17 protein-coding genes and 2 pseudogenes are annotated in these 14,567 nt (G+C 68.4%); 11 read left to right on the plus strand and 8 right to left on the minus strand.

The genetic code is table 11. The features are described 5' to 3' along the window. Positions 1 to 195 (plus strand): annotated as a pseudogene (locus tag ACFYY7_RS41605) (hypothetical protein); the annotation flags it as partial. A gap of 174 nt (positions 196 to 369) precedes the next feature. Here ACFYY7_RS41605 and ACFYY7_RS41610 read toward each other — a convergent pair. From ACFYY7_RS41610 to ACFYY7_RS41635, 6 genes are all read right to left on the minus strand, one after another. Then, on the minus strand, positions 370 to 540 hold the full coding sequence (locus ACFYY7_RS41610; RefSeq protein ID WP_388670552.1) for a DUF6233 domain-containing protein: 171 nt from the start codon (positions 538 to 540) through the stop codon (positions 370 to 372). A gap of 7 nt (positions 541 to 547) precedes the next feature. Continuing rightward, positions 548 to 916 (minus strand): fatty acid desaturase family protein, encoded by a 369-nt coding sequence (locus ACFYY7_RS41615; RefSeq protein WP_388670454.1) that lies wholly within the window; start codon positions 914 to 916, stop codon positions 548 to 550. A 197-nt stretch (positions 917 to 1,113) separates the two neighbouring features. After that, a complete protein-coding gene (locus ACFYY7_RS41620; RefSeq protein WP_388670457.1) occupies positions 1,114 to 1,563 on the minus strand; it encodes a hypothetical protein in 450 nt (149 codons plus the stop codon). 23 nt (positions 1,564 to 1,586) lie between these two features. Next, a complete protein-coding gene (locus ACFYY7_RS41625; RefSeq protein WP_388670460.1) occupies positions 1,587 to 2,516 on the minus strand; it encodes a helix-turn-helix domain-containing protein in 930 nt (309 codons plus the stop codon). Between the two features lie 1,494 nt (positions 2,517 to 4,010). Further along, positions 4,011 to 4,994 (minus strand): GNAT family N-acetyltransferase, encoded by a 984-nt coding sequence (locus ACFYY7_RS41630; RefSeq protein ID WP_388670463.1) that lies wholly within the window; start codon positions 4,992 to 4,994, stop codon positions 4,011 to 4,013. 199 nt (positions 4,995 to 5,193) lie between these two features. Next, positions 5,194 to 5,448, minus strand: coding sequence for a hypothetical protein (locus ACFYY7_RS41635; protein ID WP_388670466.1), 255 nt, complete (start codon positions 5,446 to 5,448; stop codon positions 5,194 to 5,196). Between the two features lie 385 nt (positions 5,449 to 5,833). Here ACFYY7_RS41635 and ACFYY7_RS41640 point away from each other — a divergent pair, with 385 nt between their 5' ends. Then, positions 5,834 to 6,307 (plus strand): GNAT family N-acetyltransferase, encoded by a 474-nt coding sequence (locus tag ACFYY7_RS41640; RefSeq protein WP_388670469.1) that lies wholly within the window; start codon positions 5,834 to 5,836, stop codon positions 6,305 to 6,307. On the opposite strand, the gene ACFYY7_RS41645 is transcribed toward ACFYY7_RS41640, so the two are convergent. After that, a complete protein-coding gene (locus ACFYY7_RS41645; protein WP_388670472.1) occupies positions 6,296 to 7,306 on the minus strand; it encodes a transcriptional regulator in 1,011 nt (336 codons plus the stop codon). The genes ACFYY7_RS41640 and ACFYY7_RS41645 overlap by 12 nt on opposite strands. Positions 7,307 to 7,746: 440 nt before the next feature. Here ACFYY7_RS41645 and ACFYY7_RS41650 point away from each other — a divergent pair, with 440 nt between their 5' ends. The 4 genes from ACFYY7_RS41650 (at position 7,747) to ACFYY7_RS41665 (ending at position 9,572) form a co-directional block, all read left to right on the plus strand. After that, positions 7,747 to 7,896 carry a hypothetical protein gene (locus ACFYY7_RS41650; RefSeq protein WP_388670475.1) on the plus strand — a complete coding sequence of 50 codons (150 nt, stop codon included), beginning with the start codon at positions 7,747 to 7,749 and terminating at the stop codon, positions 7,894 to 7,896. Next, the gene (locus tag ACFYY7_RS41655; RefSeq protein WP_388670477.1) at positions 7,893 to 8,345 is read left to right on the plus strand and encodes a class I SAM-dependent methyltransferase; all 453 of its coding nucleotides are present in this window, start codon (positions 7,893 to 7,895) and stop codon (positions 8,343 to 8,345) included. The genes ACFYY7_RS41650 and ACFYY7_RS41655 overlap by 4 nt, the downstream gene beginning before the upstream one ends. Positions 8,346 to 8,409: 64 nt before the next feature. Further along, a complete protein-coding gene (locus ACFYY7_RS41660; protein ID WP_388670480.1) occupies positions 8,410 to 8,775 on the plus strand; it encodes a hypothetical protein in 366 nt (121 codons plus the stop codon). Continuing rightward, positions 8,775 to 9,572 (plus strand): amino acid--tRNA ligase-related protein, encoded by a 798-nt coding sequence (locus tag ACFYY7_RS41665; RefSeq protein WP_388670483.1) that lies wholly within the window; start codon positions 8,775 to 8,777, stop codon positions 9,570 to 9,572. Before ACFYY7_RS41660 ends, ACFYY7_RS41665 begins: the two co-directional genes overlap by 1 nt. Positions 9,573 to 9,638: 66 nt before the next feature. Here the strand turns inward: ACFYY7_RS41665 and ACFYY7_RS41670 are convergent, their stop codons facing one another. After that, on the minus strand, positions 9,639 to 9,932 hold the full coding sequence (locus ACFYY7_RS41670; protein ID WP_388670486.1) for a muconolactone Delta-isomerase family protein: 294 nt from the start codon (positions 9,930 to 9,932) through the stop codon (positions 9,639 to 9,641). A gap of 146 nt (positions 9,933 to 10,078) precedes the next feature. On the opposite strand from ACFYY7_RS41670, the pseudogene ACFYY7_RS41675 reads away from it, so the two are divergent. The 5 genes and pseudogenes from ACFYY7_RS41675 (at position 10,079) to ACFYY7_RS41695 (ending at position 14,439) form a co-directional block, all read left to right on the plus strand. Further along, a pseudogene (locus tag ACFYY7_RS41675) lies at positions 10,079 to 11,009 on the plus strand (LysR family transcriptional regulator). 226 nt (positions 11,010 to 11,235) lie between these two features. After that, positions 11,236 to 11,949 carry an SDR family NAD(P)-dependent oxidoreductase gene (locus ACFYY7_RS41680; protein ID WP_388670489.1) on the plus strand — a complete coding sequence of 238 codons (714 nt, stop codon included), beginning with the start codon at positions 11,236 to 11,238 and terminating at the stop codon, positions 11,947 to 11,949. Between the two features lie 34 nt (positions 11,950 to 11,983). Beyond that, positions 11,984 to 12,358, plus strand: a complete 375-nt coding sequence (locus ACFYY7_RS41685) for an SgcJ/EcaC family oxidoreductase (RefSeq protein ID WP_388670492.1) — start codon at positions 11,984 to 11,986, stop codon at positions 12,356 to 12,358. Between the two features lie 82 nt (positions 12,359 to 12,440). After that, complete coding sequence (locus tag ACFYY7_RS41690; RefSeq protein ID WP_388670495.1) at positions 12,441 to 12,581, plus strand: hypothetical protein; 141 nt, start codon at positions 12,441 to 12,443, stop codon at positions 12,579 to 12,581. Positions 12,582 to 13,740: 1,159 nt separating this feature from the next. Continuing rightward, entirely contained in the window at positions 13,741 to 14,439 is a 699-nt protein-coding gene (locus ACFYY7_RS41695) for a hypothetical protein (protein ID WP_388670498.1), read from the plus strand. Positions 14,440 to 14,567 lie beyond the last annotated feature (128 nt).

Genomic DNA, 14,567 nt, shown 5'->3' on the forward strand with positions numbered 1-14,567 from the left:
CTCGGGCTCGACGACCCCGGCCCGAACCCCCCGGCCCGCGAACCGCTCAGCTTCCTTTGCGGTGTCGCCGGCAGCATGCAGACGTGGCGGTTGCCAAACTCGGATCGATGGGTCGGCCTGGCCATCGGCCAAGCTGACCCGGAATGGCAGTTCCAACTGCTGGCGGGCATTGGTGATCCCTCCTCGCTCCGGTGAGGCCTTGTGCCACGTCGGCTCGATGAGTGATCAGCACGCCGCTGATGTACCCCGCACATCCGCGGCAGGTGACAACTCCTACTCCCAGGCGTTGACAGCAGCCGGGCGGAGGTCTCCACGGCGATCCGGTGACAACTGTCGCCGGACCACACATCACCTGGCCCTGGCGCCCTTCTACTGCGGCTGCAGTCCCGTCTCGGGCCTGCAGATCTGGCACGCCTCGATGTCCGGCTCCGCCAAGGCGATCACCACCTCTTCTCGGGTGAGGAATCCACCGTCGACCGGATACAGGGCACAGTCCCCGCGGTGCACCAGAGCCGCCGCCGACGACCGCTGCGGCTGGATCTTCCAATCAGGCCGCGATGAGCTCCTGCTCGCGGTCCGGCGTCTTGACCTTGGGCTTCTTGTTCGGCAGCGAGAGCCGGAAGACCTTGCGCCACGCGGAGAACACCTGCTTGGGCAGCGGCCCGGTGACGTACTCCAACTCGTACTTTTCGAACAGTGCGCGCACCTTCACCGCGACCTCGGCGTACCGGTTGCTCGGCAGGTCCGGGAACAGGTGGTGCTCGATCTGGTGCGACAGGTTGCCGGTCATGAAGTGCATGGCCCTGCTGCCGCTGATGTTCGCCGAGCCCATCATCTGCCGCAGGAAGCCCGTCGGGGGCGCTGAGGGAGGGCGATGCCAACCAGCGTGGCTCGGCACGGTGACGAGCAGCACCACTCAAAGTTCGATGGCACAAGCTCAAAGATCGGTGTCACAGGACAAAGGAGTGCAGATTGGCTGCGCTCCAGTCGGCCTCAGAACGAGGGAACCCTGTCATCCAAAGTTTTGCGGCGAAGCTGAAGTCAGTGACGTGCCACCCCACCCGCGGCTCTGGGCGCAGTCTGTCTGGGTCCCGCGCAAGGAGGGGCGGCTGGTCAGACTGCGGCTGTGCGAAGGCGGGGGGTGTTGCGTGTGGGCCTGGCCGTCCAGGGCCGCGGGCGGGTTGTTCCGGCGCGGGCCGAGCGGTGGGCGGCGGCCAGGAGAGCGGTGACGGTCGCGGGTTCGGTGCCGGTCACGGTGGCGATCTGATCGATGCTCAGCAGCAGCTGGTCGTGGAGCAGGTGGGCGTCCTCGATGGCGGTGAAGGTGCGGCCGTTGCGGCGGGCGACGGCGCGGGTGTGTCTTTGCCAGGCCCAGGCGGAGGGGCATCTCTCGGCGACGACGGTGGTCCAGTTTCCTGCGACGAGGTTGAAGAGGTGGGTGACGGCTATCTGGGCTTCTTCCGGGGGCAGGTGGGCTGCCGCGTAGGCGTGGTAGGCGGGGCGGTGCAGGTCGTAGAAGGCGTAGAAGGCGTTCGTGAGCACGGTGAGCGGGGCGGGTTTCATGGTCCTTCTCCTGCCGGTCGTGGTCAGCCGAACGCTTCGGCGGAGATGGTGGTCTCGCAGCTGGAGCGGGCCTGGCGCCACAGCGGGCGGGCGATGTCGGGCAGGCTCTGCAGAGTGGTAGTGAGTTGTGCGACGACCGGCCAGTCGGGGACGCCGGGTCCGTTGAACGCCCGGTGGAGTTCGGCGGCGGTGATGGTGTGCTGGGCGGAGGCGAGGATCGTCGTGTCGTTCGGGGATCCGGCGGCGTATTGGAGGGCTCGCAGGTAGGTGCGCAGGTAGCGGGCGGGTTCGGTGCCGGCGGGATGCACTCCGGCGGCCGCTTCCCAGAGGGGTTTCATCAGGTCGGGGTTGCCGTCGCAGGTGTCGGTGATGATCTTTAAGTGCTGCCAGGAGACGTCGCGTTCACCGGAGAGCATGCGTGAGACGTAGGACGGGTCGACGTTCATGCGCTCGGCGAGCGCGCGCTGGGAGATACCGGACCGGGTCCACATGAGGGTGAGTGCGCAGGCCAGGCGCTGGCGGGGCCGACGCAGCAGGTTCTTCGCGGTGGGTACTTCGCTCTCGGGGGGCTGGGTGCTGGGGGTTGCGCGCATGGGCCGGCGGCGGGTTGCCAGGGTCTGGTCGACGGTCTGCGGGTCGTATTTCTTGCGCAGCCGGTCCTCGGTGCGGTTCAGCATGGGGGCGAGGTCGCTGAGCGGTTTGCCCTGGGAGCGCTGGCGTACGACGAGGGCCGCGATCGCCTGCTGCACGAGGTTCTCGAGCCCCATGATGATGTGGAGGAGTTCGGTGGTCGGTGCGGAGCCGTAGGTGCTGTGCATGAGGGCTTCGGCGAGGACGGTGAAGTCCTCGGCAATGTCGCGGACGGATTCGGTGCAGCGGCCGGCCCGGTCGGCGTCGATGGCGGGTCCGGGCCGGAGCGGCCGCTCGGGGCCGGGGTGCGAACGGATGGACATGGATGACCTCTTTCGGGGTGCCGGGACGGGTATCTGTACCCGCCCGCCCGGTTGGCGCGGTGGCGTTCCTGGGCCGCGGCCGTGCGGCGGGTCGGGTGTCCCGCCGCACGGCCTGTCGGGTCAGCGGCAGCGGACCCGCCGGTAGACCAGCGAGGATCCGTGAGATGCCGTCAGGAACAGCGCCAAGAAGGGCAGCATCCGGGACGCGAAAGAGCCCGGGATCGCGAGAAGAGGCAGGCAGAGAGTAATGACGAGCAGGCTTCCCCGCACGGTGACAGCCATGACATCCCGCTGAGGTGTTTGAACCATGTGCGGGGCAGGGATGATACGTTCGCGACTCAGTTTCCGTGCGACCGCAGATGCGATTGCGGGGAAACAGGTTCGGCGTCGGTGAGGAATCACGAGGGGATTCCCTTCTTTCTTGGTTTCGGACTGACGTTGAGAAGCGACAAGAGACCCCGGCGAGGCGACCAAACCAGCAGCCGGGGTCTTTGCCTGCCCGGCGAAGAACCGGGAGTCGGACAGTACTACCTTCCGCACCCGCCTGGTGCCAGAAAGTAGCGCTGTGGGTACGGGTGCCCATCACCCCGCGCGGTGATCAATGAATCAACCACTCGCACAAAAAGGATCGACAGTCAGTCAAAACCGGTCAGAAGAAACGGGCAACCACCGCGAATGCCTCGAATCCGATGAGCCGCGAGTGCACCCGCGCGAACCACCGCCACCCCGCGCCCCCGCCGCGCCACCCTTACCGGAACCCTCGAAGATCCACAACCTTGTCAACGAATCCCCCGCACCACACACCCCTGTTACCTCGAACGGGTGAAGGAATTCGCACGCACTCTGCTGCGGATACGACAGAACACGCGGGCCGGCCAGACGCCCGAGGACTTCACCCCCGTGGACCAGGACGAGGCCGACGAACAGGCAGGGGTGGTCCTACGTGAACGCGCGGGACCCCGTCTTATCGCGTCGGAATAGCTCGTGCGGGAGACGATCTCACCGAACCTCCGGTGGCGGCTGCGGTCCGGGTCTTGCGGACCAGCCGGTTGACTGTCGTCTGATCGGCGCGCGGCCTCGCACTGGTTGCCATCGCGCTACACCACGACCTCTGCGACCTGCTGGGCGCGGACGAGAGCTCCTCGTGCTTCAGCTCGGCCTGCCCCCTGCCACCTGCCATGGACCAGGACAGGCACACCCAGCACCCCGGCCAGAAATGCCCGTTCTCCGGCCGGACCGCACACGTAGTCGGGGCCACCTGCGGCGCCGGACGTGCCCTCACCATCGAACTCGGCCGCGCCGGCGCCACCGCCTGTGTCACCGGCCACACCACTGCGGTGAGGTCGAGGTCGTGGATCACGCCGACGTCGCTGCTCCTTACGGGTAGAGGCCGGTTCGACGGGTGGCGTGGGCGCGACTGGCACCGTCATGGCGCGTGTATCGGAGGTATTGCCAGATCCTGTGGTCTGACCAGACAGCCCAATGGTCGGTCGATCAACCAAGCGGCTTGCGGTAACGGACGTACTCGTTCTGCCGCCGGAACCCCACACTCTCGTAAAGGTCGTAGGACCGGTGCGGATTTGACGTGCCCGTGAACAGCCGAGCGGTCGTTGCACCCTGCTCGCGAAGGCTCCGCAGCCCGTCCAGCAGCAGGACCCGGCCAATTCCGAGGCGTCGCTGGTCCGTCCGGACACTCAGCTCTTCGACCTCGCCCACGGTGTGTTCGTGACGGCGGATGGAGCAGAGGGCGACGCCGACCATGTCCTGCCCGTCCCAGGCAGCCCTCCAGCATGCCGGGTCGGCGGTGTCGACGAAGTCCTGGAAAGGCCATCTCTGAGTGAAACCGGTGCCCGCATACGAATCAACGACCGTTCTCCAGGCTGCGCGGTAGTGGCTTGTCCCGATCGGCCCTGTCCGTATCCCGGCTGGCAGCTCGCTGCCCGGCTCGGGCAACTGCTGCAGATCGCCCAGCTCCAGCTCGACCAGGCTGAAGACACGTCGGTAGCCGGCTGCGAGCAGTAGCGCCGTGGCGTCCTGCTCGGAGGCCACGGCGTTCGCGCCGATCACTGCCGTCCGCGCCGTTCCATGCTGTTCGACGAGCTGGCGGATCCGCTCTTCGGCCCAGCTCAGCATGGCTGAGCCGATGCCCTGGCCACGATGCTCGGGCAAAAGGTAGCCGCGGTGCAGGTACAGCCACGTATCGTCCCGCTCTTGCCACCACCGGATCGTCGAGTAGCCGACGACGCTCCCGTTGAGCACCACCAGGGTCTGGTTCTTGGACGGCTCCTCCAACTTGGCAGAAGTTTCGGCGATCTGGGCCGCTGTCGGGAGCCCTTCGACAACAGAATGGACATCGACCCGGTCCGGTTCAGCACAACCCAGCCGCACCGCGGCCATGGCGCCGTGGTCTTCGTCGCCGCGATACGGCCGGAACCCGAAACCGACCGGAAGGTCCTGTCCTGCCGTGCCATCCAACATAACCGGATGATCTCGAACTTCGAGGCAGGCCCGCCACCCTATTCACGAGGCCAGAGTCAGTATGCAGGAGCTGACCGGGCGGTGAACCACTGCGGCTCGTACAGTCGGGCGTGGGCGCCCTGACAGGACGGTGCTCATGGTTCGGCCCTGCGGTCACTTCGCACATTCCGCGGGGCCAACCCCCTCTGTCAGGTTGGGGCTACGGGTGATGGAGTTGTTCTGGGGTGGGGACGGCTGTGGTGGTGCCGGTGTGTGAGGCGTGGAGGGCTGCGTTGGCCACGAGGACGGCGTGCAGTCCGTCGTGGAGGGTCGCGGTGCGCTGGCTGTGGCCGAGGACCAGGTCGCGGAAGGCTTCGTGTTCGGCGATCAGGGGTTCTCGTTTGGGGATTGCGTAGCAGGTGACGTCTCCTTCGGTGACGGCGGCACCGCGCGGAACGCGGTGAGTGCGTCCCACTGGGTGTGGGTGGAGCCGTTGGCCCAGTAGGAGAGGTCGGCGGTGAGGGTGTCGGCGCCGAGGATGCCATGGTCACCGGTGACCACGGTGGTGCGTTCTTTGAGTGGTGAGATCCAGTTGACCTGGTGGTGGGTGATGGTGCCGTCGGTCAGTTGTCCGAGGGACCGGTGAGTACACGAACCTCACTCGAGCAAGGAGACGGCGACGACGGTCCGCAGAGGAATCGCTGCCCTTTGACGTCCGTCAGGTACAGGGGCGCCGAAGCGGCCGAAGGACCAGCGTACCGAGGTGGTCAAGCTGCCCCGCCGCTCGCGGCCCTGACCTGTAATTCCCCGCACAACAATCGCGGTTGACGCGCCGCGGCGCGCACCGGTTCGCTGGGCCGATGACTGACCTTCGCATCCAAGCGGTGGAGGACGATGCCTCGATCCACGATTGGCAGTACGTCCACAACTTGATCATCCCTGGTGACGTACTTTCTCTCGACGACGTCCGTACCCGCACCAGCCGCAACCGCATGGAGGTCGCCTACCTCGGCGACATCCTGGTCGGCTGCACCACCGTGCGCCCGCCCACCGGTGACAACGGCGGAACCGCCACGGTCATCGCCCGCGTCCTGCCCGAGTACCGCCGCCACGGCCTTGGCACCCGGCTCTACGAGCGCATGCTGGGCCAGGCACGCGCACTGGACGCCCAGGTGATCGAAACCGTGGTGTTGGCCTCCAACCCGGACGGACTGCGCTTCGCCGAGGAGCACGGCTTCGTCGAGCTTGAACGCTATCTGCTGCGCGAGGGCGACACCGTGCCCTGGATCGATCTGCGCCTGGCCCGATCCGCCGGACAGGACCTAGCGCAATAGCAGCGCCTTCGCGCGGTCGTGCAGGTCCCTGGCCAGCGGGTTCGTGGTGCGCGGCGCAATGGTGGAAATCAACGTGCGGACCCGGCCGTCGCACCGCCCGGACTGCACGTGCGGGTAGTCGTCGAGCACCTTGCCCCAGGTGGCGACGGCTTCCTCCATGCGTCCTGCCTGCCACTGCCGCTCGGCGAGCATCGCGTTGTACCGCACACGCGTCCGCCGGTGGGTCGGCTCGCGGAGCCGGTCGGCGAGTTCCAGGGACTCGATCGACCCGGTGACGTCGCCCAGTTCGAACCGCACTTGACCGACGTGGTAGCTCAGCGCGCTGGGGTTGTAGGACCCGAGGGCCTTCGCCCTCGACTCGGCCCGCTCCATCGCGATCTCGGCCGTCTTGAGGTGGGCGAGGGCGGCCAGGCGATCGCTGTCCTGCGCGGCAGCATGCGCCTGCTGCCCGGCCAGGAACGCCAGCATCCGCGGGCCTGCCTGCGGGGACGCCGACGAAGCCGACTCCGCCAGCCGTACCGCCTGCCGGGTGTGGCCGAGGTCCACGGCCTGCACGCTCATGCCGCGCAGGGTCGTGCAGTACGTGAGGTGGTCCCCGGCCCGGTGCGCAAGGTCGAGAGCCTTCATGTAGTACCGCTGTGCGAGCCCGTCTTCACGCTCGTCCATCGCCATGTAGCCGGTGAGGTAGAGGTGGTCCGCGGCCGCCGACAGCATCGCCTTCCGTACCGGCTCCGACGCCCGCGCTTTGAGGTGCGGGACGATCGTGTTGACGAGGAATGCGGCCGCCATCGGCCGGGCCATGCGACCGCCGTACTCGTCATCCAGGGTGCTGATGCGATCCGTCATCGCGACCACCGTCTCTACTTCGGTCATGCCGATGCGGGCGTGCGGGTCGGCATCCAGCCGGGACAGGCACGCGTCGATCTCCTGCCATCCGGGCACCGCGAGCGCCGCCGAGTACACGACGCCCCTGATCACGGTCCGCCTCGACGGGTCCATGTCCGTCCTCCCCAGATCCGTCAGCCCTGCCACCGTATCCGCCGGCTCGGCCGTCAGGTCAGGGCCGGCGGTGAACCCGGCTTCGTGCGCTGTGACTGGCCGCCCGAGACGCCGCGACAGCGCTTCCAGGATCAGAGGCCGCACCGGCGGACGCGGGAGGGCGCCAGTCATCCAGTGCCGCACCGACGACTCGTCATAGCCGAACTCGCGGCCCCGCTCACGGGCGACCCGGGACACGGCCCGAATGAAGTCACCGTTCGTCCACTCGGTCTCAGCAAACAGCCTGATCAGATCCTCATTCGGAGTGCGCTCGCGTGTGACCACGGTGCAAGTCCCCCCGGAATTCAAGGTGTTCAAGGCATGGCAGCGACACCACCGTACTCACTTTGCGTGCCCGGCGGTTCACTCAATACACGCCATGCGGGGTGGAAGAACTCCGGGTGGTGTACCCCCGAGCAGCGGTCCGTGCGGCCCTCACCCTCGGCCTGGCCCTGACCGCGGCGGCCACCGCGATCGCGCACACAGACCCCGTCCCGGCTGCCCACATCCCCAGCGCCCCGCCCTATCTGTCCTACGAGGAGGATGAGTGACCACGATCAGCGAGCCCATGCCGTACGTCGACCTGCTCGCCCTGGTCGGCGAGACCAACCGGTGCCCCGGTGGCAAGCGGGCCGTCTCCCGCCTCGCCCACACGATGCACCTCGGCCCCCGTCACCGCGTGCTCGAAGTCGGCTCGAACACCGGGTTCACGTCCATCGAGCTGGCCGCACTCACCGGCTGCCTGGCGGACGGGATCGAGATCAACCCGGCCGCCGTCGCCGAAGCCAACCGGGCTGCCGCCCAGTTACCCGCCCACATCGGCGAGCGGGTCGCCTTCCACACCGGCGACGTCCGTGCCCTCCCCTGGGGCGCGGACACCTTCGACGCCGTCGTGTGCGGCGGAGCGCTCGGATTCGTCGACGACCGGCCCGCCGCGTTCTCGGAGATCCGCCGCGTCCTGCGCCCGCTCGGCATGGTGTCGATCACCCACCTGTACTAACCGCAGCACCCCGCCGCCCGAGCTGTCCGGCCGCCTCGCCAACGTCCTCGGGTTCACGGTGCCCGTGCACAGGTGGAAGCAGTGGCTGACCGACCTCGCACCGGACGGCTGGGAGGTCTACCACCTGGACCGCAGACCCATGGCCGCCCGGCCCGAACACGTGGTCGACGCCTACGCCGACGCCCTGACGAACACCCCCCGGATCGAAGCGCTGCCGCCCCAGGAGCGCGTCCGGGTCCGCGAGCAGTGGCGCAACGTCAGCCACGTCTTCAACGACAACCACGCCCACCTGGGGGTCCTGGAACTCGTCCTTCGCCGGCCGGCGCGCGACGACGTCCCGGAGCAGCCGGAGCTGTTCATCGAGCCGGGAGCCTACGACCCCCACTTCGAGCACGCGCCCGTGCCCCTGACGGAATTGGAGACGAACTGATGACGACCGCCACCGCCGCTCCGCCGCTGTGGTCCGACCCCGGCCGGTATCTGGACCTCATGGACTCTCCGTGGGGCCGCACGCTGGTCACGGTGCAGGACGCCCTGTCGTACGCCACCGCCCGGTTCTGGGCGGCCCGCGGCGTGCCGACCCTGCATCTGCCGGTGACCACGGGAGCGATCTCCTCCCCGATGGGCCTCGGCTCCGACTCCCAGCCGGTCAAGGCCCGCATGTTCGGGCGCGACGTGTATCTGGCGGACTCGATGCAGTTCGCGCTGGAGTACGGGTGCCGTTTGGCCGGCTCGGGCTGCTACTACCTCATGCCGTCCTTCCGCGGTGAGGACCCCGACCCCTCCCACCTGTGCCAGTTCTTCCACAGCGAAGCGGAGCTGCCCGGCGGCCTGGACACCACCATGTCCATCATGGAGGAGTACATCCGCTACCTGGCCCGGCACCTGCTCGCCGCCTGCCCGGACACCATCCGCGCCCAGGCGGGCACGCTCGACCACCTGGAGGAGATCGCCGCCGGTGACGGCCCGTTCGAGCGGATCACGTTCGCCGACGCGGCCCGGATGCTGCACCACGACCCCGAGCTGGCTGGGCGTTCCGCCCAGGGATACGGCACGGCGCATCTCATGACGACGGGCGAGCGCGCGTTCTCCACGGCACGGACCTGCACAAGCAGTTGCCCGCTTCGGGATAACGGGCCGCCGGACCCCTGCTTCTGGCTCTGGTCAGCAGCAGGCACGTGCAGACGGTTGCGTGGCCCATGCCCCCAGGCCTCCCTCAGGATGTAGGCGAGGTGGCAGGTTCTGTCGGTGGCGCGGAGCCATGCAAATCAGGTTGCCGTCCAGGGGTGGTGCTCACGTGTGCGTACTCGGGTCGTTCGGGTGCGGTTCCAGTGGGGTCACCACAGCGGTCATCCAGGGCCACAACGGCAGGGTTCCGAGGACGTCTGTACGCAGCTCCGCCTCGTCGGCGGCTCGCCAGATGCCGATGCTGCGCTTCTCCCCCACCGGCCGCCACAACCTGAACAGCCGCCCGGTGGCGGCCAGTTCACGGGCGCGGGCCGTCTCGGCGGCGCGTCTGCGGTCCACCTCTTCGGCGGGAACGTCCTGCGGTACGTCGGTGGTGATCTCGACCAGGAAGTCCTTCATGGCCCGGCTCCGTCCCTGCGTCTCCTGTGGTCTTCGGGTCTCGGTGACCCACTGCCCGCTGTCCGTCCATCCTCGGACCGCCACGCGCCCGGTGCCACGACCGGCATCCTCCCGACTGATAGGCGCAGCCTCCCACCGGCCGTAGCATGCGGATCACGGAGTTGCGCCAACTGCGGTACTTCGTCGCGGTCGCCGAGGAGCTGAACTTCAGCCGGGCCGCCGCCCGGCTGCTGATCGCCGGGCCGTCGCTGTCCCAGCAGATCAAGGCGCTGGAGCGCGACCTCGGGGTAGTGCTTCGACCTGGACCGCCGCTCGGTGGCCCTCACCCCGGCCGGCACCGCCCTGCTGCCGCACGTGCGCGCGCTGCTGGAGCGGGCCGACGACCTGCGGCACCGGGCCGGCTGCCTGTCGTCCGCACAGCCGGTCCGGGTGGGGTACGTCAATTGGCTGCCACGGGATTTCTCCGGCCGGACGTCGGCGGTGGCCACCGTGCACGTGGACGCCTGGGTGGCGCCCTCGCACACCCAGGCCACCCGAGTGGCCGACGGGAGTCTGGACCTCGCGGTGTGCTGGGTGCCGCAGGAGGACCTGGAACGGCTCGGCCTTGAGGCCCGTCTGCTCGGCACCGACCGCCTGTGCGCCGTCTCCGCCGGGGCCGCCACGGGGCCGGTGCGCGCCGAGGACACGGTGGTGCTGCTGGGCGAGGACGTCATCTCGTGGGCGTCGTGGAACGTCTACGCGCAGGAGCTGGTCCGTGCCACGGGCGCCCCGGCGGAACGGATTTCCGACAGCGGAATCACCGGCTCGGCCTACTTCGACCACGTCCGCCGGCTCGGCCGTCCGGTCCTCAACTGTCCCAAGGGGCAGAACGCCGCGCTGCCCGCGGACCTGGTCCAGCGCCCGGTGGTCTCGCCGGAGGTGCACTGGCCGTGGTTCGTGGTCCGGCGCGCCGATGAGCAGCGGGCCGCGGTGCTGGCCGTCGTCGACGCACTCGGCGACGCGGCCGACGAGGCCGACGAGCACGGGCTGACCGGTTTGGACGCCTGGCTGCCCGGCGGCGGTCCGCGATCCGCTTAGCGTCGGGGCACTGATCTGGGCTGGGAGGCTGCGCCTCCCGGCAGGGAGGAAGCCGATCGCGGCGCGGGGCGGTTTGGCGTTGCCCGTGTTCCGGCACGCGGCCTACCGTCGAGGAGTCGACCGGAACAAGACGCCGGGCCCTGGACCAGGGCTCCGCGCGTGACCGATGACGCTGCCGTACACACTCACCCGACCGCGCTCACGCCGGTCCTCCCGGAGGTATGCCATGTCCACGTTCGAGCAGAAGGTCGCCGTCGTCACCGGAGCCTCCCAGGGCATCGGAGCCGCCCTGGTCGAGGCCTACCGCAAGCTCGGCCACAACGTCGTCGCCACCTCTCGCGGCATCACCCCGTCCGCAGACGCGGGCGTCCTCGCCGTCCCCGGCGACATCTCCGACCCGGCGACCGCCGAACGCCTCATCGCCGCGACCGTCGAACGATTCGGCCGCATCGACACCCTGGTCAACAACGCCGGGCTGTTCGTCGCCAAGCCCTTCACCGACTACACCCCGGCCGACTACGCCGCCGTCACCGGTGTCAACCTGACCGGCTTCTTCCACCTCACCCAACTCGCCGTCGGCCAGATGCTCAGCCAGGGCCACGGACATATCGTCAACATCACCACCAGCCTCGTCGACAACGCCGACGCCCGCGTCCCCTCCGTACTCGCCTCCCTCACCAAGGGCGGCCTGCAATCCGCCACCAAGTCCCTGGCCATCGAGTACGCCACCCGCAACATCCGGGTCAACGCCGTCTCCCCGGGCACCATCCGCACCCCCATGCACGCACCCGAGACCCACGCCTACCTGGCCGGCCTCCACCCCGTCCGACGCCTCGGCGAGATCAGCGACATCGTGGACGCCGTGCTCTACCTGGAGAACGCCCCGTTCGTCACCGGCGAGATCCTCCACGTCGACGGCGGCATGAGCGCCGGCCACTGACCCACCACCCGCCAACCGTCGGGAAGACACCGCCATGAACCACACCACCACCCACGACGAAACCACCTTGCGCACCGCCCTCGACGGCTGGAAAGCCGCCGTCAACGGCCATCAACCCGACCTGGTGGCCGCCCAGTTCACCGAGGACGCCATCTTCCAGGGCCTCCACCCGTACAGCGTCGGACGCCCCGGTGTCGCCGCCTACTACGCCTCCCAGCCACTCGGCATGACCGCCGACTACCACGTCCTGGAGACCCGACGTCTCGCCGACGACCTGATCCTCGGCTACCTGGAGGTCGACTTCACCTTCACCGACCGGCCGACCGTCAATGCCAACCTCAGCATCCTGCTGCGCCGCACCGACGATGGCTGGGCCATCGCCCACTACCAGGTCTCCCGCCTGCAGTGACCGACCCACCGATGCCGTCCGAGCCAGGGCGATGGCGTGTTGTCGCTGGAATGGCGGCATTGGTTCTTACGGTGACCGTCAGGTGAGGCACCACCATTGGCAGCACGTCCGTACCGACGCCCAGCGGCTCGTCGACGAAATCGCCTGGAAGGGCGAAGCCGCCGAGGTGCTGAAGGGAGAAATCCAGAAACTGGACTACCACCGAGCACCCGGCTCGCGGTGATCAGCCCCATGGCCCGCGACATGTGCCCGCCATGACCAACTCGCGATCTCGGAGGCACCGGGTGGGCCGTTGTGTGCAATGACGACAACCGGACAGCCAGAGGCCAGGGCCGACGCCGTGTCACCGCCCGCGACCGAGTAGGGGACCGGGAAGTTGCTCGCGCCGAAGATCACCACGAGACCTGCTCCTCCTGGATCTCAAGCTCCCGCACCCGGTTCCGGGCCTTCCGTAGTCGATTATTGGACGCGAATGACACACCAAATCATCACAAAACGGTTAATTCAGGGTGTCTGTGCAAGGTTACGTGCGCAGATCAGAGTCCCCGCGCGGAGCTTCGGGACACCCCGCCCCGACCCTCTTCCTCCGCAGCGCCCCACCCCCCGATCCGTGCCCCGTGCGTCCGCGGCATCGGCGGCGTACGTGGCATTTCCTCAGACCGGCCGTCGGCGCCGAACCGACCTAGCCGGCTCCGCCAAGGGGTGCCGAGAGGTCTGAATGCTCGTGCTGCAACGGCTCCGGACCGCGTTGCTGCAGGTCAACTCCGCTTGCTCCAGCACAATCTAAGCGAGGAGCACCGACATAGGCGGCTCACCGGCGCTGCTTGGCAGGTCCCGTTCTCCGATGTTATGACGCATGTGATCTCTACGACCGGTGCGCGCTGGACCCTCTGCGTGAGCAGGGTCGTTCGTTGCGCTCGACTGGCACGTCTTAATACGCCGAAGTCAGTAAGCCCCTCTCAACCCGCTCCGCGCCAGCCATTGGTCGCGACGGCCAACGACGAAAGTCCAGCCTGGCGTGGCGGCCCGGCATCCGTCGGCCACCCACAAGACCCCGGCCGCAGCAGAACGCCGCCCGCACCGTCAAAGCCGGTTGCGGCAGACTCCTGGCCCCGGAAACACGTCAGCCGGAACGACGAAGTGGCGAAGGCTGCCGGTGTCCGGCTAGCACGCGTCCGCTGTCACCACACCACCTGGGACTATCTCCAGGAGCAGGTCCACCACCAGCACGAGTAGCGGATCCATACCCAGCCTCAAGCATTCCGCCCGCCGACCGACGACGAGATCACCACCGGGTCCGACGACATCGCCCCCCTCGGGGGATCATCCCTCGCCGCGGTCTTGGACTGGTGAGGTGCAGAGTGCTGCGGGGTGAGGGATCCGTGGCCGGCTACACGGGCGGCGGCCAGCTCCAGCTCGCCCCGTCCCTGAACGACGCGGGGCTCGGGCGGCTGGTGCTGTTGGCGTTCGCCGCCGGACTGGCCGCCTGTGACCGGGTGCTGGTCCACTCCTCCACGGCCGCGTCCTGGGTGTCGGCGGCAGCCGCCCGGATGGCCGTGGACCTCGGCGAGAAGCTGCGAGTGGTGCCCGCCCCGCGTGACGAGCGTCTGGTACGCGACCCCGCCACCACGCAGCCCGCCTCCGGCGCCGGGGCGATCGGCGTCTGCAACCACCAGTTGTACGCGCACTACGGCACCGGGCAGTTCGTGGACCTGGCCCGCGACCTGGTCGCGTCCGGCACCGTCAGGCTGCGGGTCATGGACCTGTTCGGCCAGCGCCGGGCGGAGCGCAAAGGCCCGGACGACAGCCCCGAGAAGATGCGTGACCAGCTCGCCGACCTGCCGCACGTGCAGGTCGTCTTCGACCGCTGCGACCGCGTCCGCTACAAGGACCTGCTGGCCGGTGCGCGCTTCGGCATCGCCCCGTTCGGGCCCGGCTGCCCCTGGTCAATGAGCGTGATCGACTGCCAGGGCATGGGCCTTCCGGCACCTGGCCTTTCTCGGACTTGCCGCCGCCCTTTGCTGCTACAAACGGCTCCTCAAACTAACCATGTAGGGCACGGCCTTAAAGGGAAGAAATAGAAGAAAATAACCCATAGGAAACATTTAGGCTATGCGTGGCGAGTTGTGTGCTGGTCGCGCTGATACCCACCTTTTGTTCAGACCCGACGAAGGAGCCTGCTGCTGTGGATGGTGAAGAAGAGCATGAC

This window comes from Streptomyces sp. NPDC001933 (assembly GCF_042890955.1).
Taxonomy (GTDB): domain Bacteria; phylum Actinomycetota; class Actinomycetes; order Streptomycetales; family Streptomycetaceae; genus Streptomyces.